The organism is Hymenobacter lutimineralis (assembly GCF_008271285.1).
Classification (GTDB): Bacteria; Bacteroidota; Bacteroidia; order Cytophagales; family Hymenobacteraceae; genus Hymenobacter; species Hymenobacter lutimineralis.
In genome coordinates this window covers 69,460-90,182 of record NZ_VTHL01000013.1, presented here as the reverse complement: position 1 = coordinate 90,182, position 20,723 = coordinate 69,460, and the positions used below count along the sequence as shown (strand labels likewise).

Below are 20,723 nucleotides of genomic sequence, written 5' to 3'. Positions count from 1 at the left end.
TCCTGTATCTTTTCGCCATTCTGTTTTACAAAAACCCGTTTTGCTATGAAAAACCTCCTCCGCTTCGGCCTCTTGTCTACCCTCTGGCTGGCTTGCCTGTTGCTTTCCTTCGGTAGCCTGGCCCAGGAAAAAATGCCCGAAGACAAGTCCAAGCGTCCGAGCCCGCCCGCCACGGCTACGGCCAAAACGCCGGCCGGCACCATCACCATCGACTACAGCCGCCCATCAGTGAAGGGCCGCAAAGTATTTGGCGGGCTGGTGCCGCTGGGCCAGGTATGGCGCACCGGGGCCAACGAGGCTACCACGTTCACCGTCGATAAAAACGTGCTGGTAGAAGGCAAGGCCCTGCCCGCCGGCAAGTACGCGCTGTTTTCCATTCCCGGCGAGCAGGCGTGGACCCTCATCTTCAACAAAGTAGCCAACCAGTGGGGCGCCTACGAATACAAAGAGGAGCAGGACGCCTTGCGCGTGCAGGTGCCCGCCAAAACGGCCGCTAACGCCACCGAGCAGCTCACGTTCCAGGTAGATAAGTCCGGCAAAGTGACGCTGCTGTGGGAAAAAGCGCAGGTAGCGTTTACAGTAAAGCCGGCAAAGTAGCCGCCCGCCGCACGACCCTGCTCATGCCAGGCCGGGCCGTTCCTCGTGGGGGAACGGCCCGGCTTTTTTATTCCTCCAAAGCCAAGGTATACACCACGAAGTGCCGGACCCCGAATTTCTGGAACCATAGCGCGGGCGGAACCTTGCTCTGGGTCAGGTCGCAGTAGTACAGAAATCCGTCTTTCTGGTAAGGGAGCGTGTATACCATAACCGGAAAACGGCGGCCTGCCGGAATGCGCGCCTGGTTTTTTTCCTAGGCGAGGATATCGGTGCGCAGGCTGTAGTCGGTGGCTTTGGCCGAGGGCAGAGGCGCGAACTGCTGTTCCTTGCCCATGGTCGGGAAAAAGAATTTCACCTCCAGGCGGGCATCCGTAGCCGGCCGCGCGTACACGTTGCACGCAAAGTGGCCCTTGGCATCAAGGCGGAGCCGGTCCCGGTTCTGGCCCAGCAGATCCTGCTCCGGCTGCGCCACACCGTCGCGAAACTCCTGGGACTTGAGGTGAAAAACCCGCCCGGCCAGCCGCGGGTCGTTGATTTCCAGTTGGTGCTTTTCCACGTGCAGCACCTGCACCATCAGTTCACTGGTGGCCCCATCCGGGAAGCCAAACCGGGCCGTGAGGCGGGTGGTAAGCGTAGCCACTTTCTGGGCCTGGCAGGTGAGGGCCGTACTCAGGAGAATGAGGGACAGAGCAACGCGCATAACGGGAAGGAAAGCGTGACTGATTTTTTGAGTAAGGATTAGCGACAGTTCTCCTTTACAAGCTTGCGCACCTGCTTTTCTGTTGGTGGCTCCAGGCCCCATTGCAGCGCCAGGCGGAGGTTTTCACAAGCTCCGGGTTTATCATTCATTTTTAGTTGAAGCTCGCCGATAGTGCCAAACAGCGGTGCTTTGTCGCGCGGTGGTACCAGCTGCAGGCAGGATTGCCAGTCGGCTATTGCGGCGGCATAGTTTTGCTGCTCGGTGTAGGCCAGGGCCCGGTTGGCATAGGCGCTGATATAGCGTGGGTTTAGTCGGATGGCCTCCGAGTAGTCGGCAATGGCGGCGGGGTAGCGCTTCTGGCCGAAGGCAAGCCAGCCCCGGTTCAGGAAAGAAGTTGTGTCCTGCGGGTCGAGCTGCACGGCGCGGGTGAGGTAGGCGCGGGCTTTGGCCGTGTCCTGCTGCATATACCACCGCCCCGACCAAGCGTAGGCATAGGCATTGTTGGCATCAAGGACGAGAATTTTCTCATTGGTGGCAATGGCCTCGGCATACTCCCGGCGCTGAGCGTGCCCGTAGGCCAAGTTACTGTAGTAACGGACAAGGCTTTCGTTGTCCACGTCGTGCCGCTGGCCCATTCTTAGGTACTGATCTGCCTCGGCTTTTCGCTGTTGGTGCTGCAAAAAGGCACTGAACCCGTAGTACACATCGGCCAGCGTAGAATCCAGTAGCCAGGCCTGGTTGAAGCGTTTAATTGCTGTAATAGGATTATCAGCTTTTAGATAGCTCCAGCCAAAACGAACGTACAGCAGGGCCGTTTCACGCGCGCTCCTGTTGCTGCGGCGCACCGCATCCTGAATAAACTCCGCATCGGAGGCCAACTGCGCCGCAGTTTTTGGCTGACCACCAAAACGGGGCTGCTCGTTGATGGTGCCCGCTGGCCGGGATAATTGTGCCGGGGTAGGTTGGCGCCTGGCCTGGGCCAGCGTTAGGCTTGGTAGCAACAGAAACAGCAGCAGCAGCTTCACAGGTAGATATTTAAAACGCTGATACCTACTACCCCATTCAGGATGACAGCTAACAACTAAAAACCAACGAACAACCAGCAACTAACCAGCTACCCCTGCTCGCCTAGCACGCTTTCCACCCAGCCTTTGCCCCAGTCCTCCAACTCCTGCTCGCTCCAGATGGCGGGATAGAAGATGCGCTTCTGGAACTTGGGAGGCAGGTACTTCTTCCAGTTGGTGCCGCCGGTGGCGGCAATGGCCGTGGGGTCGCGCTCCAGGTAGCGCACCGCCGACTTGTAGTGCATCAGCGGCCAGTTCACGTTCACGCTCACGTCTAGCTGGCGCAGGGCGCGCAGCAGGCGTGGGTGCTGCTGGTCTGCGGCTGGCAGGCGCTGCACCACGCTCCACACGTTGCGCTCGGCAAAGCGGCGGGCGTGCTGGTGCAGGGTATCGGTGTATTTTTCTTCGAACTGAATGAGCGTAAGGGCCTTGGCCCCGCTTTCTTCAATGGTGGCACCGGCCTTCCAGTAGATGCAGCCCAGCAGCTCGTCGTGGGCGGCGGCCTCGCCCAGCAGGCGGCGCTTTTCCTTGTCGGCCAGGTAGAAGAGGGAAGTAGAGGCCAGCTCAATCATGCGGTACTGCACGCTCTGGAAGCCCGACGCCGGCATCAGGCTCATCCGGAACTGCAGAAACTGCTGCTTGTCCATACCGTCCACCATCACGTCGAACGAGTCAATCAGGTTCTCGAAGTAGCGGTTGATACGGCCCACACGCAGCACCACCTCCTGCAGCGTGGGCTGCTGCAGGTCGCCGATTTGTTCGTACTCGCACAGGCACAGCTTGAAGTACAGTTCGGTAATCTGGTGGTAGATGATAAAAATCCGCTCATCGGGAATCTGGGTGAGGGGGCGTTGCAAGCTCAGCAGCGTGTCCAGCTCAATGTAGTCCCAGTAGTTGACGTAGTCGGCGTAGTATAGACCTTCGAGGTAGCCCGCCAGGTCCTGGCCATCGGCGGCGTATTTCTGCTGCAGGCGGCGCAGCTGCTCCAGCACGGCGGGAGCAAACTCGTCGGAGGGAATAGGGGAGAGCATGGGCAGGCGGGTAAGGCGGCGGGTGAACGGGCGCAAAGAACGAAAAACCCCCGCAAACCCCCACGGCCGGGCTTGGCCTAAGGCCGAAGAGTGGTCCTGGCTGGAAATGCTGGTACTTTGGCAAGTTGAATTCCCGCCCGAATCCTCTACTTTTGGCAGGCATCCGCAGAATAACGGCGCGCTATGGCAGAGAAAAGCAGCATTTTCGATATGATCGGGCCCGTTATGATTGGCCCCAGCTCCTCGCATACGGCGGGCGTGGTGCGCATTGCCAGTGCCGCCATCCGCATTCTGGGCTCCCTGCCCACGCACGCCACCATCACGTTCTACAACTCCTTTGCCCGCACCTACGAAGGCCACGGCTCCGACCGCGCCATCGTGGCGGGTCTGCTGGGCTACGCCACCGACGACGTGCGCATTCGCGAGGCCTTCGACCACGCCCGCGCCGCGGGCCTGCAGTACACGTTTCAGAGCGTGGGCAACGCCTCCACCATGCACCCCAACACCATCAAGCTGCAGCTGCGTGATGAGCGCACCGGCCACGCCGTGGAAGTGGTGGGGCAGAGCCGGGGCGGGGGCGTCATTCGCATTGTGGAAGTAGATGGGTTTCCGGCCGATTTCTCCGCTTCCCTGCACACGCTCATTATCGACGCGGCCGACGTGCCCGGCTCCATTGCCTTCATTGCCTCCGTTATTGCCCACGACGACTGCAACATTGCCACCATGTTTGTGAGCCGCAAGGGCAAGCACGAGCTGGCCCGGCAGTTTATCGAAACCGACTCGGGCCTGAAGGATATTACCCTTGAATACCTGCGCCAGTTGAGCTGGGTGCAGCGCGTTACCTACATTCCAAACATCGACTAAGTGCACCAGCGGGCTAGTTCACGGCTTGTATGCCGGTGTTGGTTGATTCCGGCTCCGCCCCCGGCTGCCGGCCCCTACCTTGCGTGGCCGCTGGCCACCTGACTGCCCGCCGCCCCTCTTCCGCTGATTTTCTTTACCTGCTATGAAACACTTGTATCGGCTGCTGCTGGGCACCAGCCTGCTTACGCCGCCCGCCCTGGCTCAAACAACGTCGCCCACCCAGCCCCCCGCCGGCACGCTGCCCGCCACGGCCGGGGGCGGCTGGACGCTGCAGCGCGCCATCGACTACGCCCTGCAAAACAACCTGAACGTGCGCCTGACGCAGTTCTCGGCCGACGTAAACGAGGCGAACCTCCGCCAGAGCCGAGCCGCGCTGCTGCCCAACGCCAACGTGAACGGCTCCCAGTCCTGGAACTTTGGTACCAGCACCGACCCGCTCACCAACGAGTTCATTACGCAGACCATCCGCTCCAACAATTTCTCGGTATCCTCGCAGGTTACGCTCTTTTCGGGCTTTCAGCTGCGCAATACCATCAAGCAGAACGTGCTGAACGTAGAAGCCGGCCGCAACGACGTGGACAAGGCCCGCAACGACCTAGCCCTGAACGTGGCCTCGCAGTACCTGCAGTTGGTGCTGGCCGAGGAGCTGGTGCGCGCCAACCAGCTGCGGGTGAACTCGGCCGAGCAGCAGGTGGAGCGGGCCCGCAAGCTGCTCCGGGCCGGCTCCGTCGCCGAGAGCAACCTGCTCGACGCCCAGGCCCAGCAGGCCTCCGACCAAACCAACGTTATCACGGCCGAAAACCAGCGCGATATTGCCCGCCTGCAGCTGATTCAGCTGCTGAATCTGAGCGGGGCCGAGGCTACGGCCTTCCAGATTGACGTGCCCGCCCTGCCCGACCCCGACGACGAGGCAGAACTGAGCCTGGATCTGAACGAAACTTACCAGACGGCCGAAAGCCTGCTGCCCGAAGTGAAAGCCGCCGACCAGCGCGTGCGGGCCAGCAGCTTCGGCGTGGATGTGGCCCGGGGCGCCTACTACCCGCGCCTGACCTTCGGGGCAGGCTTGTTCACGGGGTATTCCTCGGCCCGCTCCTCGTTTATTCCCACCGGCGAAGTCGACTTCAGCTACGCGCCGGTCTTCATCTACAACCCCGCCACGCCCACCACGCCGCCCGTCCCTACCCAGTACGTGACGGGGGTGGCCCAGCCGCGCTTCGACGTGAAGCCCACGGCCTTCTCCAACCAGATCAAAGACAACTTCGGTAAGCAGCTGCAGTTCAACCTGAGCGTGCCCATCCTGAATGGCCTGCAGGCGCGCACCAACCTGCAGCGCGCCCAGATTGGCGTGCAGCAGGCCCAGGCCCGGGCCGACCAGACTCGTCTGACGCTGCGCCAGAACATTCAGCAGGCCTACGCCGATGCCCGGGCCGCCCAGCGCCGGTACGTGGCCGCCAAGCGGCAGGTAGATGCCCTGACCACGGCGTACCGCAACGCCGAAATCCGCTTCAACAACGGCCTGCTCAACGGCACGGAGTTCAACATCTCGAAAAACAACCTGACGGCGGCCGAGTCGAGCATGATTCAGGCCAAGTACGAGTTCATCTTCCGTCGCAAAGTGCTTGACTTCTACCAGGGCCGCCCCATCAGCCTGTAAGGCGTGCAACAGCCCCGGCCCGCGCGGCCGCCCCGAAAAAGCACCTGGTGGTTTTAGCCAGCAGCAACTACGTCCCTGAGCCCTAAGTTCCTAAGTTTTTACCTATGAAAAATAACCGCACGCTGTACATTCTCATTGCCGTATTGCTGCTGCTGGTGGGTGGATTTATTCTGGCCAAGAAACAAGGCTGGATTGGTAGCCCCGTCGGCACAGAAGTTATTTCGGCCAAGGCCCAGCCCGCAACGATTGTCGAGAAAGTAAGTGCCTCCGGGAAAGTGCAGCCGGAGACGGAAGTGAAAATTTCGCCCGACGTATCGGGGGAAATCACCGAGCTGTACGTGCAGGAAGGCGACTCCGTCAAGAAGGGACAGCTGCTGCTGCGCATCCGGCCCGACAACTACCAGGCCATGGTAAATCAGCAGAACGCGGTGGTCGGCACTCAGCGCGCCAACGTGGGCCAGAGCCAGGCCCGTCTGCAGCAGTTGCTGGCCAATGCCAAGCAAACCGAGCTGACGTACCGGCGGAACGCCTCGCTCTTCAAGCAGAAGGTGATTTCGCAGGCTGATTTTGAAGCCAGCAAGGCCGCCTACGATGCCTCCCAGGAAGAAGTCAACTCGGCCCGCCAGAGCATTCGGGCCGCCCAGAGCCAGGTGCGCAGCGCCCAGGCCAGCCTCGACGAAGCCCGCCGCAACCTCGATAAGACCACCATTTACGCGCCCGTGAGTGGCACCGTCAGCAAACTGAACGTGGAGCGCGGGGAGCGGGTAGTAGGTACCTCGCAGATGGCCGGCACTGAGATTATGCGTATCGCCAACCTCAACTCCATGGAGGTGCGCGTGAACGTGAACGAAAACGACGTAACCAACGTCAACCTCGGCGACTCGGTAGAAGTCGAGGTGGATGCCTATGCCAGCAAGGATGAGAAGTTCCGGGGCCTGGTCACCAGCATTGCCAACACGGCCAAGGATGCTCTCACGGCCGAAGCGGTAACGGAATTTGAAGTGCGCATCCGCCTGCTGCCCGAGTCGTACCGGCACTTGCAGCGCACGGTAAACGGCCGCACCCTGGTGCCCTTCCGCCCCGGCATGACGGCCTCCGTCGACATTATCACCGAGCGCAAGAGCAACGTGCTGACGGTGCCGCTGGCCGCCGTGACTACCCGCTCCGACAGCGCTTTTGCTAAGGGCGGCGACAAGGATAAAGGAGGCATCAAGATCGGGCGCGGCCGTGGGGGCGAGGCTGAGGCGGCCAAGGCTCCCAAGGCCGATGTCCAGGAAGTAGTGTTTGTGGTGAAAGGCGGCAAAGCCGTGCTCACGCCCGTGAAAACCGGCATCAGCGACTTCCAGAACATTGAAATCCTCAGCGGCCTCACCCAAGGTACGGAGGTGGTCAGCGGCCCTTTCCGCGCGGTTTCCAAGACTCTGAAGGATGGGGAGCTGGTTGTAGTGAAGGATGCCAAGAGCATCAACAAAGCGGCCCTGAAGGCCGACGAGCCTAAAGAAGACTAGCCGCGCTAACTACCTGAATGGCTGGTTTTGGCGCCCTGGTTTGGAAGGCTGGCCCCCGCGCGGGGGCCAGCCTTCCGTTTTTTTTGCCTAAACTCGGCCATCGGCTGGCCAAAACCCTGCCGCCTTTTATCCCTTCGTTGATTCTGTAACCCGCAGCTTGGAAAAGATTGCCATGATTGGCGGTGGCTCATGGGCCACTGCACTAGCCAAAATACTGTCGGAAAACGGGGCCCGGGTGGGCTGGTGGATGCGCAGCAAGGACGACGTGCAGCACCTGCAGCGCACCCGCCACAACCGGCGCTACCTTTCCTCCGTGGCCTTCGACCTGACGCGTATATTTCCCTCCAGCGACCTGGACGCCGTGGTGAAGGAAGCCGACTGGCTGGTGCTGGCCGTACCGGCGGCCTTCGTGAAGGATGTGCTCGACAAGCTGGACCGCGACACGCTGCGGCATAAGCGCATTATCACGGCCATCAAGGGCATGATTCCGGGCAAGAATATCCTGGTCACTGACTACGTGGCCGAGCGGTTCCGGCTGCCGCATGCTCAGCTGGGCGTAGTGGCCGGCCCCTGCCACGCCGAGGAAGTAGCCCTGGAAAAACAGAGTTACCTCACCATCGGCTCACCTAGTCCCGAGCTGGCCGAGGACTTCTGCCGCCTGCTGCGCAACCGCTACGTGAAGGCCCACCCCATGGACGACCTCGACGGCATCGAGTACTGCGCCGTGATGAAGAACATCATTGCGCTTACCAGCGGCATTGCCCATGGCCTGGGCTACGGCGACAACTTCCAAGCGGTGCTGGTGAGCAATGCCGTGCAGGAAATGCGACGCTTCGTGCACGCCCTCAACCCTCAGCCCCGCGACCTGTCGGCCTCCGCCTACCTTGGCGACCTGCTGGTGACGGCCTACTCCCAGTTTTCGCGCAACCGTACCTTCGGCAACATGATCGGGCGGGGGTACTCCGTAAAATCGGCGCAGATGGAGATGAATATGGTGGCCGAGGGCTACTACGCCGTGAAAAGCATCCACGAGCTGAACAAGAAACTGCTGGTGCCCATGCCCATTACCTCGGCCGCCTACCACATTCTTTACGAGAAAATTTCGCCGGCCGTAGAGATTGAGCTGCTGAAAGAGAAGTTTAAGTAGCTGAGAAAGCCGCGGCTGCGCACCTGGAAAGCGTTCCGCTGGCTTCTCGTTATCTCAAGCCGTTATCCTGCCTATGAAAGTCGTTGGCTTTACGTTTGTGCGCAATGCCCTCACCTACGATTATCCGGTGCTGGAAAGCCTGCACTCCCTGCTACCGCTCTGCGACGAGGTGGTGGTGGCCGTCGGCAACTCCAGCGACGATACGCTGGCGCTGATCCAGAGCATTGACTCCCCCAAAATCCGCCTGCTCGAAACCACCTGGGACGATACGCTGCGCGAAGGCGGGCAGGTGCTGGCCGTGGAAACCAACAAAGCCCTGGCCGCCGTGCCGGCCGATGCCGACTGGGCCATCTACCTGCAGGCCGACGAGGTGCTGCACGAGGCGGACTACGCGGCCCTGCGCGCCGGTATGGAGCGTTGGAAGGATGCCGCCAACGTGGATGGCCTCCTGCTGCACTACCGCCACTTCTACGGCTCCTACGATTACGTAGGGGATGCGGCCCGCTGGTACCGGCGCGAAATTCGGGTGGTGCGCCCGGGCCGGGGCGTGTACTCCTACCGCGATGCCCAGGGCTTTCGGAAAAACCACAACGAAAAGCTGCGGGTAAAGCTGCTGGACGTTACCGTGCACCACTACGGCTGGGTAAAGCCCCCCGAGGCCATGCAGCGCAAGCAGGAAACGTTCAACAAGCTCTGGCACTCCGACGAGTGGATGGCCGAGCACATTGCCCCGGCCGCGGCGTTTGATTACAGTCAGATAGATTCCCTGCAGCGCTTTACGGGCACGCACCCGGCCGTGATGCAGGCGCGCATCCAAAAGCAGAACTGGCAGTACGACCATGATATGAGCCGCAACCGCCAGCGCTTCAAAGACCGGCTCAAGCACTGGGTGGAGCTGCGCACCGGCTACCGCCCGGGCGAGTACCGCAACTATAAGCTGGTGTAGCCGCGCTAGCCGGCGGCTACCCAATTTCACTCACTTTACCTGCAGCACTACATGGGTTCCTGGGGACACCGTAACTTCGAAAACGACACGGCCGCGGACTTCGCCGCCGACTTCCGCGACCAGCCCAACGAGGCACTGCTGCTGGCCGCGCTGGCCACGGCGGCCGAGGAAGAAGAATACATTGAGGCGGACGTAGCCAGTGAGGCGCTGGCGGCCGCCGAAATCGTGGCCGCTATTCTCGGGAAGCCCTCCCCAGCTTTTCCCGCCGATTTGCAGCCAGCCCTGAAGCAGCTGGATGCCGGCGACAGTGATGACTTACGCGAGCTGGCCCAGGAAGCGGTGGAGGCCGTGCTCCGGCAGTCGGAGCTGCGTGAGCTGTGGGAGGAAACCGCCGATGCGGCTGCCTGGAAGCAGGAGCAGCAAGGGCTTTTGGACCGCCTGGAAGAGCAGGAGTAGGCTATGCCCTGGCTCGTACTGGCCCTGCTCACGGCCCTGTGCCTGGCCTTCTACAACTTCTTTATCAAGCAGGCCGCCGATCAGGTACCCGCCGCCGTGGGGGCCGTGGTCCTGCAACTGGTGGCCGCCGCCTTGGGGGCCTTGTGGCTGCTCAAGCTCAAGCTGCAGGGGCAGCCCCTGCCCGTGACCAGCAAAGGGCTGTGGCTGGCGGCATTGGCCGGCCTGGGGGTGGGCCTGGCCGAAATTCTCACCTTCGTGGTGTTTAGCCGGGGTGTGCCTTCTGCGGTGGGCACGCCCGTGATTGTGGGGGGCTCAGTGCTGCTTACGGCGGTGCTGGGCGTGGTAGTGGCCCGCGAGGTGCTCACCCTGGGGCAGGTGTTGGGTTTGCTGCTCATTGTGGGCGGTATTGCCCTGCTGGCCCGCGGGCATTGATTTAGTTGCTGGTTGGTCGTTGTTCGTGGGCATACTACTTGAGCCCGACAACGCACAACGAACAAGCAGTACCTAAACCCTGGCAACCAGCATCTATCAGCTAAACCCTATGTACAGCATTATGGCCTAGATAAGAATAATTCTCCACTAGAGTAACAACCTGCGCGGGTCCTGGGTATACTTGCAACCCACATTCACACGCCCGCTAATGAGTACTCCCAACGAAAATCAACCGCAAAACGGTCAAAACGGCACTTCCAACCATACCCAGCACTCCGCCGCCGATGGCACCGGCACGGCCGTAACGGGCACGGGCTCCTCGCAGGACCCGCGCACGGCCGAGGGGGAAAATGCCCGCACGCTAACCACCCGCCAGGGGCACCCGCTCACCAATAACCAGAACCTGCGCACCCTCGGCAACCGCGGTCCGGCGCTGCTGGAGCAGTATGCATTCCTTGAAAAAATCAGTCACTTCGACCGGGAGCGGGTACCGGAGCGCGTAGTGCACGCCCGCGGCGCGGGCGCCCACGGCGTGTTCGAAGCCTACGGCAAAGTAGGGGACCAGCCAATCGAGAAGTACACCCGCGCCAAGCTCTTCAACACGGCCGGCAAGCAGACGCCCGTATTCGTGCGCTTTTCTACAGTGGGCCACGGCGGCCACTCCCCCGAAACCCTGCGCGACCCGCGCGGCTTCGCGGTGAAGTTTTACACCGAGGATGGCAACTGGGATTTAGTGGGCAACAACCTCAAGGTGTTCTTTATCCGCGACGCCATGAAGTTTCCGGATTTGATTCACTCTCAGAAGCCCGACCCGGTAACCAACCGCCAGAGCGGGGAGCGGATTTTCGACTTTATCTGCAACACCCCAGAGGCCATGCACATGGTGGCCTTCCTGTTCTCGCCCTGGGGCATTCCGGCCAACTACCGCCAGATGCAAGGCTCGGGCGTGAATACCTACAAGTGGGTGAACCAGGATGGCGACGCCGTCCTGGTGAAGTACCACTGGGAACCGCTCCAGGGCATCAAAAACCTGACGGCCCAGGAAGCGGAGGCCATCCAGGCCAAGAACTTCAACCACGCCACCCAGGACCTGTTCGACAACATCAAGGCCGGCAACTTCCCCGAGTGGGAGCTGCGCGTGCAGATCATGAGCGACGACGAGCATCCGGAGCTGGACTTCGACCCGCTCGATGATACTAAGATCTGGCCTGAGGATCAGTTCCCGCACCTGCCTGTGGGCAAGATGACGCTCAACCGCAACCCCGAAAACTACTTCGCCGAGGTGGAGCAGTCGGCTTTTGGAACTGGCGTGCTGGTGGATGGCCTCGACTTCTCCGACGACAAGATGTTGCAGGGCCGCACCTTCTCGTACTCTGACACTCAGCGCTACCGCGTGGGCACCAATTACCTGCAGCTGCCCATCAACGCGCCCAAAAAGCACGTGGCCACCAACCAGCGCGACGGCCAGATGGCTTACCACGTAGACTCGGCCCCCGGCCAGAACAACCACATCAACTACGAGCCCAGCTCGCTCAATGGCCTGAAGGAAGCGCCCCGCACCGCGCCAGAGCATATGCCTGCGTACAGCGGCCGCGTCGTGCGCCAGACCCTCGACCGCCAGAACAACTTCAAGCAGGCCGGCGAACGGTACCGCCTGCACGAAGACTGGGAGCGGGACGACCTGATCAACAACATGGTGGGCGCCCTGGCCGATGCTGACCGCAAGGTGAGCGACAAGATGGTGGAGCTGTGCACCAACTGCGACCCGGACTGGGGCAAGCGCCTCGCCGAGGGCCTGGCAGCTGCCCGTGGTGGCCAGCAACACGAAGGCGGCAATCAGTATAACGAAGGCCAGCAGCGCGAAGCCTCGCAGCAGGCTGAGGAAGTGGGCCACGAAGCCAAGCCTTACTAAGTTATTTCCTAGCAGCTTGCTGCATAAAAAAAGGCCGCTGAGAACTTCTCAGCGGCCTTTTTATGTATTTTATCTAGTAGTTAGCAAGGCAGCAGGCCGGGTGCCAGCTTCGCCAATTCTTCCCACACGCGGTGCACCGGCAGCCCCATCACGTTGAAGTAGGAGCCCTCTAGGCGGGTTACCGCGGCCAGCCCAATCCAGTCCTGCGCGCCATAGGCCCCGGCTTTATCGAGCGGCTGGTAGCGCTGCACGTAGAAGCGGATTTCGGCTTCGCTGAGGGCGCGGAAATGCACCTGCGTCTGGTCGGAAAACACCACCTGCTGCCCTGCGCCGGTGAGCAGGCATACGCCCGTGTACACGTCGTGGGCGCGGCCCTGCAACTGGGTGAGCATGCGTACGGCGTCTTCTTCATCCTCGGGCTTGTTGAGCACCTGCTCGTCGAGGCACACGATGGTGTCGGCCGTCAGCAGCACTTCGTCGGGGGCTAGCTCGGTGCGGTAGGCGTTGGCTTTGTGGGCGGCGAGGTACTCGGCTATTTCGGCGCGGCGCAGGTGAGGCGGGAAGGATTCATCGACTTCCTTGAGGCGCACTTCGTAGCGGAGGCTCAGGTCGGTGAGCAGCTGACGGCGGCGCGGGGAGTTAGAAGCCAGCAGTAAACGCGTGGGTGTGTTCATCGTCGCGGATGGAGGTAAACAGGAAGCCTCCGATGGTTTTGGGGTAAAAGAACGTGGACTTGGGCGGCATTACGGCCCCGCTGTGGCACACGCGCTCTACCTCGTCCATGGTCACTTCGTTGGTGATGAGGGCGGCGCGGGCCTCGCCCCGGTCTACGCGGGTGAGGCACTCGGGGAAGTTGCGCACGTAGGCCACGCCCGGCCACTGCCGCTGCGCGTCGATGCTCACAATGCCCAGTACTTTTTCGAGCACGAAGAAATGCAGTACCGTCAGGTCGAGCGCCTTCACTTCGGGCGTGAGCGGCCAGCTGAGCTGCCCGTGTACCTCAGGCCGCAGGCGCAGCTTGTAGGCCTGCCCATCCAGGTAAAGCCCGAATGCCCAGGGCTTGCCGGCAATCAACTCCGGTAAGTCATAAGCGTCGTCTTTGGGTACTACGGTGAAGTAGAGCTCCAGGCGGGCCAGGAACTCTGCGTTGCTCAGGCCGCCGGGTAGCTCCAGCAGCAGCCGGTGCGTGGGCAGGATACGCAGGTCGTCGGCCGCCGCATTGGTGAGGTACATCAGGTGGTAGTTCCAGGCTTCGCGGCCCGTGGCCTGCCCCTCGGACGCTAGCTCGCGGGCCTGGCGGTAAGCCAAGGAGCCTTCGTAGCGGTGGTGCCCGTCGGCCAGAATCACCTGCCGCTCGGCCAGTACCTGCTGAAACCGTTGAATCACGCGCGCATCCTGAATCACGGCCAGTACGTCGCGGGCTCCTTGGTAGTCTTCCTCGGTCTGATAGAGTGGGTCGAGGATGGCTTCGTCTAGGTAGCGTTCCAGCTCGAAGTCGTCGTCGCGGTACAGGCCGTGGGTGGCACTGGTTTGGAACTGGGTGCGGGCCAGCAGCTCGGCCCGGTCGTTTACGCTGGCCGGCAGCGTGTTTTCATGGCGCAGCACCACCTCATCAGCCCAGTCGTAAGCCCGAATGTGGCACATAAAGCCCTTGCGGCAGTACTCCCGCTGCGGGTTGCCGGGCAGCCGAAAGTACTGGTAATAAACGTAGATGCCTGGCAGGGCATCCTGACGCAGAATGCCCTGCTGCTGCCACTCCGTGAGCCGGGCTAGGGCGGCGCCCGCTGCATCCTGCCCGCGCGGCACGGACAGGTGAATACTATTCAGTGGATTCCGGTACAGGGCCTCGCGCTGCTTGGCCGACACCACGTCGAATAAGGGCGAAACGTAGTCGTCAATGCGTTGGCCCAGATCGTCGTTGTAGCGCCAGCCCCGCACGGGTTGAATTTCAGCCAATTTTCAGGGGGATGAGGTGATAAAGTAACGGGATGAGGTGACACATCGGGCAAGGTCAGGGTGCCAGCCGGCTGATTTTCCAGCCATCGGCAGTGCGCTCATACACTATCCGGTCGTGGAGGCGGGAGGGGCGGCCCTGCCAGAACTCTACCCGGTGCGGGCGCAGCACGTAGCCGCCCCAATGTGCGGGCCGAGGCAGCGGGTCCTGACCTTCAAATCGGGCGGCAATGGCTTGCTCGCGCTGCTCCAGCTCTTCCCGGCTGGCCACCGGCTGGCTTTGCGGAGAAGCCCACGCGCCCACCTGGCTGCCCCGGGGGCGGCTCTGGAAATACTCCGTCGAAACTGTTTCGGCGGCTTTTTCGATGGTGCCCTCTACCCGCACCTGACGCTCCAGGCCGGGCCAGAAAAAGGTAAGCGCCGCCTGCGGATGAGCGGCCAACTCCTGTCCTTTGCGGGAGTCGTAGTTGGTAAAAAACAAAAAGCCAGCGTCGTCAGGTAGGCCTTTTAGCAGCACTACCCGCGCCGAAGGCTGGCCCTGTTCATTGCTGGTAGCCAGTACCATGGCGGTAGGCTCGTCTACTTGCGCCCCCAGGGCTTCATCCAGCCATTGCCGAAACTGGGCAATGGCCTCGGGCTGTACATCGGCTTCCGAAAGGCTGCGCTGGGCGTAGGTTTTGCGCAGGTCCGCGAGGTGGTGGTCGTTCATGAGCGGCAGAGGAATGAAAGAGAAGCGTGAGACAAAGGTAGGCGTCTAACCGGCCGGGCAACTCAGGGTTTTGGCGCGGTTCGTTTCGGGTACCAGGCGTAGAGCGACCAGGCCCCTTCGCGGCGAAGCAGCTGCAGCTGCCGCTCCCGCACGAAGTCGTCGCCCCGCTCGAAAGCGGCCAACATGCCGGCGCGGTCTTTCAGGTTGTCGCGGTAGTAGTTGTTGCTGCCGTTGTAGTAAGTGCTGTCCAGAAACACGAGGATGGGCCGCTCGTCGAGGCGAGCCAGCAGGGCCGGGTCCGGGCCGGTAGTACTGAAGATGCTGTACAATTGCTGGGCCTGATACGGGGGGGTGCGCACCGCTTTATGGCTCATCAAAGGCAGGTTCGTGAGCACCGAAAGCTGGTAGGTATGGTTGCAGTGCGGGTCGTCCGGGTCCACCGTAAAGCTGTAGTCGCCCTCGGAGCCCGCGTGGTAGTAGGGAATCGGTAGAATAGCTTGGTACTGACTCAGGGGCAGGCCGGAAGTCAGGCGGTCCATGTCGGTGCGGGCGGCCGGCCACGTGAGCAAGTTGGGGCGTTGGGTGAACTTGCGGTAAAAGCGCACAGCGGCGGCCAGGTCGGGTATCAGCAGCAAAGCCAGCACCACGGCCAGCACCCGCACGGGCAGTAGGGTTGCGCGGCGGCCCCACTGGGCCAGCAGCCAGACCACCAGCAGATTCAGGGCCCACCAGAACGGCCATACGTACCGCCCGATGGCCCGGAACTGCGTAACCCGCTCGGTGATTTTATGCAGCCAGAACAAGGGGTTGAAGTAGTTGTGGATGACGTAGGCACCGTCTTGCAGCTCGTACCGTTCCCCCAGGGCCATAAATACCATGGGAATGCTGGCCAGCACCAGCAGCCCCAGAAAGCGCCCGTACACGTCGGCCTGCCTATTGGTCTTGGGCTGGCGCTTGAACAGGCGCAGGCCCAGCCACACCACCAGCGTGTACAGCACCGTGGCGCCCAGGTACGCCGCCGACTCGTAGGGTACGCTCTCGGTGGGGTCGAACAGGAAGCGGAAGTGGTTTTCGCCCGGGGCCTGGAAGAAGGCGCGGAAATGCAGCTTCCACCCAATCCAGTCGTAGCCATTGCTGCCGGTGGGCCGCTCCGAGTACCGCCCGTCCAGCAGAATGAGGGTGAGGCCCGTGATGGCGCCGGCCACGGCCAGCGTGAGCAACAGGCGCGAAACCACCGGCCACCAGGTGCGGTTGGCGCGGTACAGGTCCAGGCCCCACACCACGGCAAACAAGCCCACCAGCGCCCCCAGAATAGCCAGGTAGTAAAAGTGCCAGAAGGACGTTACGAAAATGCTGGCTCCCAGCACCAGCAGCCAGCCACGCAGGGGCCGTCCGGCCGCGTGCCGGCTATAGATTTCCTGCAGGGCCCACACCGCTATAAGCACGGCGGGGACGTACGACAAACTCATGTGGCCCACCTGCAACCGGATAGTTTGCGGCGACAACCAGGGCAAAGCCAGGCAGGCCAGCAGGTGCAGAACCACGGGCAGCCGCCAGGGGCGCAGAATGCGGTGCAGCAGCCCGGTTGCCAGCACCAGCCCGCTGAGGATGACCAGGTCGTAGATATACAGCCCGTAGGGCAGTAGGCCGGGGAAAATGCGTACCAGCACGTGCAGGGCTTCGCTGAGCAGGGGCGTACTATCGGTGTAGTACATGTATTCCCCGAACGGGTAGTTGTGGCCCGTCACGACCATGCCATCGGAGAGAGGCTGCCGCAGAAACATTTCCACGGAATAGTAGCTCTTAATCCCGTCGTAGTGGTCGACAATCAGGTTTTCGCCGGGATGAAAAATGACGATATGAAACGTATAGAGCACCAGCAGCAGTTGTAGCAGTACGCCGACGGGCCCCACCCACCGGGAAACCAGGGAGCTGGCCGGCGGGTTGGCGGAGGTAGATAGCATGGTTCTTATCGAATTGGAAACGGCTGCAATATTCGGTAAAAAGCAGCCGCCTAGCGTTACCCAGTGCCGAACATGCCGCGTCACTGCTTTCTTCCTCCGGCAACCAGCACTATAACCTGGTGCCCCCCGTGCCTCGTACTTCCTAGCGGTAGCCGGCTTTTCCCGGTCCGGCTATCTTGCGCTTTAAACCCGTTTGCGTATGGCTTCCCTGACTTCCGGCAGCTTGCTGATATCCCAGCCCTTCCTGGGCGACCCCAACTTCGAGCGTACCGTGGTGCTGCTGTGCCAGCACGCGGAGGCCGAAGGAACGTTTGGCCTGGTGCTCAACCGCCCGTCTACCCTGGTGCTGGGCGACGTGCTGGAGCTGCCGGACTCGGCGGACACTGCCGTCGGGCAGATTCCGCTGGGCCTGGGCGGCCCCGTCCAGCCCGATTCCCTGCACTATTTGCACCAGCGGGCCGACGTGCCGGGAGCCGCGCCAGTGGGCGACAACGTGTACTGGGGCGGCGACTTTGCAGTCGTCCTGGGGTTGCTGCTTAGCGGGGAGCTGGCTCCCGGGCAAATACGCCTGTACGTGGGCTATTCCGGCTGGACGGCGGGGCAGCTGGCCAGCGAGGTGCAGGAAAATGTTTGGATAGTGCATCCTAATGCTGCCGGGAAAGTATTTACTTTGACTAGTGATGCCCTCTGGCAAGCTATTTTGCGGGAGAAGGGCGGCCGCTACCGCATGCTGTCAAACTACCCGCTGGACCCGCGGCTTAACTAACCCAACGCCGCCGCTTGTCTGTATTGTCCGCCCCGTGCGGACATTGTCCCTGAACTTATGGTACCTGAAAACGAACACCCCGTCCCCAACAACGCTGCCGGTCAACCCGAGGCAGAGTCGCCAATGAGCATTCTGGAGCGCCGCTTGGCCGAAATCAGCGCCAAACAGCCTGCGGCTGCGCCTCCCGTGACCAGTGAGATTACCGAGCAGCCCACCCAGGGTACGCCGCCCATTGCCGAACCCGCCGCTCCCGGCGGCGGCACGGCCGAACCGGCTGCCGCTACCCTGGAACAAGCCCTGCCCAGCCCGAATGCTTCGGCCGAACCAGCCGAGGCCCCTTCGGAACCGCAACGCCGGGCCCAGGAGCATACCGGTACGCAAAACGAAGAAATCCTGGCCGACGAAACTACACCGGAAGCTCAGCCGGAGCCCTTAGCAACGGTTGAAGCCGCGCCGACTGAGTTAGCCGCTGAGGTTCCTGCCCCCGGGGCTGAGGCCGATGGCGCTGGTGCGGCCCCGGAAGCAACTGCTGTCGAAAGCCCCATTTCTTCGGTAGCAGAGGTTTCTGCGCAGGCTACACCTGGGGTGCCGGAAGTAGCCGGTGAGGAGGAGGAAGACTACGTGCCCGAAACGGCCGCCCCCGATTTTGCTACTCTGGATCTGCCGGCGCAGGGGGCGTTTCTGCTGTCTTTACTGCGCCGCTCCGATGCCCGCCAGAACCGTAAGCAGATTTTTGACCTGAACCGCCAGTACGAAACCGCCCTGGCCGCCGAGCGCGCCGCGGCCCGTCAGCAGTTTATTGCCAATGGGGGCGAGGCCGATGACTTTGCCTACGCCGGGCCAGAGGGGCACGCCGAAGTGGTGAAAGCCCTGCAGGAGTTCCGGGAAAGTCGCACCCGTGATGCGAAAGCGGAAGACGAGCAGCGGGCTAAGAACCTCACCCACAAGCAGTATCTGTTGTCGCAGCTGCGCAGCCTGGTGGAGTCGGCCGAAACCAAGGACAGCTCGGCCCGCATCAAGGCCCTGCAAAACGACTGGAAGGCTACGGGCCCCGTGCCTCAGAAGGAAGCGCAGGAGCTGTGGAACAGCTACCACGCCCTGCTGGATATTTTCTACAACAACCGCGGCCTCTTCTTTGAAATGAAGGAGCTGGACCGGCGCCGTAACCTCGAGGCCAAGGAAGCCCTGGTGACGCGCGCCGAAGCCCTCGGGCAGCAAGCCAGCATCAACAAAGCCCTGCAGGAGCTGCGCCAGTTGCACGAGGAATGGAAGCACATCGGCCCGGTGCCCCAGGAGCAGCGCGACGCCGTCTGGAACCGGTTTCTGGCGGCGTCGGAAAAGGTGCACGATCGTAAAAAGGAATTTCTCAATGCCCGCTCGGCGCAGGAAAATGCTAACCTGACCCGCAAGGCGGAAATTCTGGCGCTGATCAAGCCCTTCGCCGAGTTTCACACCGACCGCGTGAACGAGTGGCGCAGCCAGACCGACGCGCTGCAGAAGCTGAAAGAAGCCTGGGATGCTGCCGGGTTGGTACCCCGGGAAAAAGCCGAGCAGATCAACAAGCAGTTCTGGGGCGCTTACAAAGGCTTCTTTCAGCGCAAAAACCAGTTCTTCAAAGCCCTGGATGAGGAAAAGAACGCCAACCTCAAGCGCAAGCAGGAACTGATTGACCAGGCCGAGGCCGCCCTGCAAAACCCAAATTGGGAGGAAGGACGCGAAATTGTGATCCGGCTCCAGAAAGACTGGAAAACTATCGGCCGCGTACCGGAAAAACTGTCGGATAAAATCTGGAACCGGTTTCGCACGGCTTGTGATGCTTTCTTTGAGCGTAAGCATGAGGAAGTCCGGCAGCGGGAGCACCAGGCTCAGCAGCTTTCCAAAGAGCAGGCCGGCCGCCTTGAGCAGATTGCCACCACCGTGGACGCCCTCACGCCCGATACGCCAGGCACCTTGGAAGGCTTCCGCGAACTGGTAAGCGAGTGGCAGGCTTCGGCCGGTAGTGGCCCCCGGGCTGATGCCGAACGCGCGGAAGGCCGCTTCCAGGCCCTGATGGGCAAGTACCTGGATACTTTACCGGGGCTTTCCTACGCCGAGCGCTCCGATTTGCTGTTCCAACTGCAGGTAGACCGCCTCAAAGCTTCCGCCGATACCCAGCAGCTATACAAGAAAGAACAGGCGCTGCGTCGCGACATCAACGAGCTGGAAAACGATATTTCTACCCTGAAAACCAATCTGGAGTTTTTTGCCAGGTCCAAGAATGCTGGTCAGTTGCGCCAGGAATACCAAGGCCGCATCGACGAAGCCCAGCAGCGCATCGAGGGGCTTAAGCGCCAGCTGAAAGTAATTCGTAGCTAGCCGATTCCCGTAATAACCAAAACGACAACCCGTCCTGACTTAGGGCGGGTTGTCGTCTTTTAACTGGTATGCTAGCCGCAGCTACTGTGCGTTTAGCTTCCAGTTATAGGCCATTAACCGGATGGGTACAGCTTCTGGAATCGGCCCAGAGGCAAAGCGGGCCAGAAACTGCCTTAGGCTGCTATGATTCCGGGCGAAGTCGTCCGCGTACCAATTCCCAGGCCCAACTGCGCGGGGAAACCACTCAAAATTTGCAGTAGAGCTGCACCGGCATGTCTTTACCGCTAAAGAAGTTAGGGTCGATGATTCCGGCCGGCTGGCAATTGTGAGCGTATTTTCTTCGGTAAAATTTGGCTCTTACCAGCGCATACAGTAGGTTTGCGTCATATTTAACGCCTCCTTAGCTCAGCTGGTAGAGCAACTGACTTGTAATCAGTAGGTCGCTGGTTCGATCCCGGCAGGAGGCTCTCGAGGACGAAAGCCCTTTGTAAATCCTGGATTTGCGAAGGGCTTTTTCGCGTTGCGACGCCAAGCGTACCTACTACTTGGCGGCCGCGGGCCAGTAGCGCCATGAGAACGGACCGGCTGGTGGAAGCACTATTAGTTGGGGCCCATGTGGTGTTTTGGGTACGGAGTGGGTTCAGATGCCAGGTTGGGGTGGGGAT

General features: G+C 61.5%; 19 protein-coding genes and 1 tRNA gene. 12 read left to right on the top strand and 8 right to left on the bottom strand.

Annotated features, from left to right (window positions below; genetic code table 11):
* Nucleotides 1-45 precede the first annotated feature (45 nt).
* On the top strand, nt 46-597 hold the full coding sequence (locus FY528_RS13085) for a DUF2911 domain-containing protein (RefSeq protein WP_149071467.1): 552 nt from the start codon (nt 46-48) through the stop codon (nt 595-597).
* A gap of 67 nt (nt 598-664) precedes the next feature.
* Here the strand turns inward: FY528_RS13085 and FY528_RS21265 are convergent, their stop codons facing one another.
* The 4 genes from FY528_RS21265 to FY528_RS13070 all read right to left on the bottom strand — a co-directional run bounded on the left by FY528_RS21265 (nt 665) and on the right by FY528_RS13070 (nt 3,392).
* Complete coding sequence (locus tag FY528_RS21265; protein ID WP_187632115.1) at nt 665-805, bottom strand: hypothetical protein; 141 nt, start codon at nt 803-805, stop codon at nt 665-667.
* Between the two features lie 45 nt (nt 806-850).
* Nucleotides 851-1,297: a hypothetical protein gene (locus tag FY528_RS13080; protein ID WP_149071466.1), complete on the bottom strand. Its 447-nt coding sequence runs from the start codon at nt 1,295-1,297 to the stop codon at nt 851-853.
* Nucleotides 1,298-1,335: 38 nt separating this feature from the next.
* Nucleotides 1,336-2,322, bottom strand: coding sequence for a tetratricopeptide repeat protein (locus tag FY528_RS13075; RefSeq protein ID WP_149071465.1), 987 nt, complete (start codon nt 2,320-2,322; stop codon nt 1,336-1,338).
* Between the two features lie 89 nt (nt 2,323-2,411).
* Nucleotides 2,412-3,392 carry a tryptophan 2,3-dioxygenase family protein gene (locus FY528_RS13070; RefSeq protein WP_149071464.1) on the bottom strand — a complete coding sequence of 327 codons (981 nt, stop codon included), beginning with the start codon at nt 3,390-3,392 and terminating at the stop codon, nt 2,412-2,414.
* 183 nt (nt 3,393-3,575) lie between these two features.
* Here FY528_RS13070 and sdaAB point away from each other — a divergent pair, with 183 nt between their 5' ends.
* From sdaAB to FY528_RS13030, 8 genes are all read left to right on the top strand, one after another.
* The gene (sdaAB, locus tag FY528_RS13065; protein WP_149071463.1) at nt 3,576-4,256 is read left to right on the top strand and encodes an L-serine ammonia-lyase, iron-sulfur-dependent subunit beta; all 681 of its coding nucleotides are present in this window, start codon (nt 3,576-3,578) and stop codon (nt 4,254-4,256) included.
* 142 nt (nt 4,257-4,398) lie between these two features.
* Nucleotides 4,399-5,910 carry a TolC family protein gene (locus tag FY528_RS13060; RefSeq protein ID WP_149071462.1) on the top strand — a complete coding sequence of 504 codons (1,512 nt, stop codon included), beginning with the start codon at nt 4,399-4,401 and terminating at the stop codon, nt 5,908-5,910.
* A 104-nt stretch (nt 5,911-6,014) separates the two neighbouring features.
* On the top strand, nt 6,015-7,418 hold the full coding sequence (locus FY528_RS13055; RefSeq protein WP_149071461.1) for an efflux RND transporter periplasmic adaptor subunit: 1,404 nt from the start codon (nt 6,015-6,017) through the stop codon (nt 7,416-7,418).
* A gap of 157 nt (nt 7,419-7,575) precedes the next feature.
* A complete protein-coding gene (locus FY528_RS13050; RefSeq protein ID WP_149071460.1) occupies nt 7,576-8,565 on the top strand; it encodes an NAD(P)H-dependent glycerol-3-phosphate dehydrogenase in 990 nt (329 codons plus the stop codon).
* 73 nt (nt 8,566-8,638) lie between these two features.
* Nucleotides 8,639-9,511: a glycosyltransferase family protein gene (locus tag FY528_RS13045; protein WP_149071459.1), complete on the top strand. Its 873-nt coding sequence runs from the start codon at nt 8,639-8,641 to the stop codon at nt 9,509-9,511.
* A gap of 51 nt (nt 9,512-9,562) precedes the next feature.
* Nucleotides 9,563-9,967, top strand: a complete 405-nt coding sequence (locus FY528_RS13040) for a DUF4259 domain-containing protein (RefSeq protein ID WP_149071458.1) — start codon at nt 9,563-9,565, stop codon at nt 9,965-9,967.
* Between the two features lie 3 nt (nt 9,968-9,970).
* Entirely contained in the window at nt 9,971-10,399 is a 429-nt protein-coding gene (locus tag FY528_RS13035) for an EamA family transporter (protein WP_149071457.1), read from the top strand.
* A 208-nt stretch (nt 10,400-10,607) separates the two neighbouring features.
* Complete coding sequence (locus FY528_RS13030) at nt 10,608-12,311, top strand: catalase (protein ID WP_149071456.1); 1,704 nt, start codon at nt 10,608-10,610, stop codon at nt 12,309-12,311.
* 80 nt (nt 12,312-12,391) lie between these two features.
* On the opposite strand, the gene FY528_RS13025 is transcribed toward FY528_RS13030, so the two are convergent.
* From FY528_RS13025 to FY528_RS13010, 4 genes are all read right to left on the bottom strand, one after another.
* Nucleotides 12,392-12,985 (bottom strand): Maf family nucleotide pyrophosphatase, encoded by a 594-nt coding sequence (locus FY528_RS13025; RefSeq protein WP_149071455.1) that lies wholly within the window; start codon nt 12,983-12,985, stop codon nt 12,392-12,394.
* Complete coding sequence (locus tag FY528_RS13020; RefSeq protein WP_149071454.1) at nt 12,951-14,267, bottom strand: DUF1015 domain-containing protein; 1,317 nt, start codon at nt 14,265-14,267, stop codon at nt 12,951-12,953. The genes FY528_RS13025 and FY528_RS13020 overlap by 35 nt, the downstream gene beginning before the upstream one ends.
* Before the next feature lie 55 nt (nt 14,268-14,322).
* On the bottom strand, nt 14,323-14,973 hold the full coding sequence (gene pdxH / locus FY528_RS13015) for a pyridoxamine 5'-phosphate oxidase (RefSeq protein WP_149071453.1): 651 nt from the start codon (nt 14,971-14,973) through the stop codon (nt 14,323-14,325).
* A gap of 62 nt (nt 14,974-15,035) precedes the next feature.
* Nucleotides 15,036-16,937: a DUF6311 domain-containing protein gene (locus FY528_RS13010; RefSeq protein WP_149071452.1), complete on the bottom strand. Its 1,902-nt coding sequence runs from the start codon at nt 16,935-16,937 to the stop codon at nt 15,036-15,038.
* A gap of 199 nt (nt 16,938-17,136) precedes the next feature.
* On the opposite strand from FY528_RS13010, the gene FY528_RS13005 reads away from it, so the two are divergent.
* From FY528_RS13005 to FY528_RS12995, 3 genes are all read left to right on the top strand, one after another.
* Nucleotides 17,137-17,703: a YqgE/AlgH family protein gene (locus tag FY528_RS13005; protein WP_149071451.1), complete on the top strand. Its 567-nt coding sequence runs from the start codon at nt 17,137-17,139 to the stop codon at nt 17,701-17,703.
* Nucleotides 17,704-17,760: 57 nt separating this feature from the next.
* Nucleotides 17,761-20,058: a DUF349 domain-containing protein gene (locus FY528_RS13000; RefSeq protein ID WP_149071450.1), complete on the top strand. Its 2,298-nt coding sequence runs from the start codon at nt 17,761-17,763 to the stop codon at nt 20,056-20,058.
* Nucleotides 20,059-20,452: 394 nt separating this feature from the next.
* A tRNA-Thr gene (locus FY528_RS12995) sits at nt 20,453-20,525 on the top strand.
* Nucleotides 20,526-20,723: the final 198 nt, after the last annotated feature.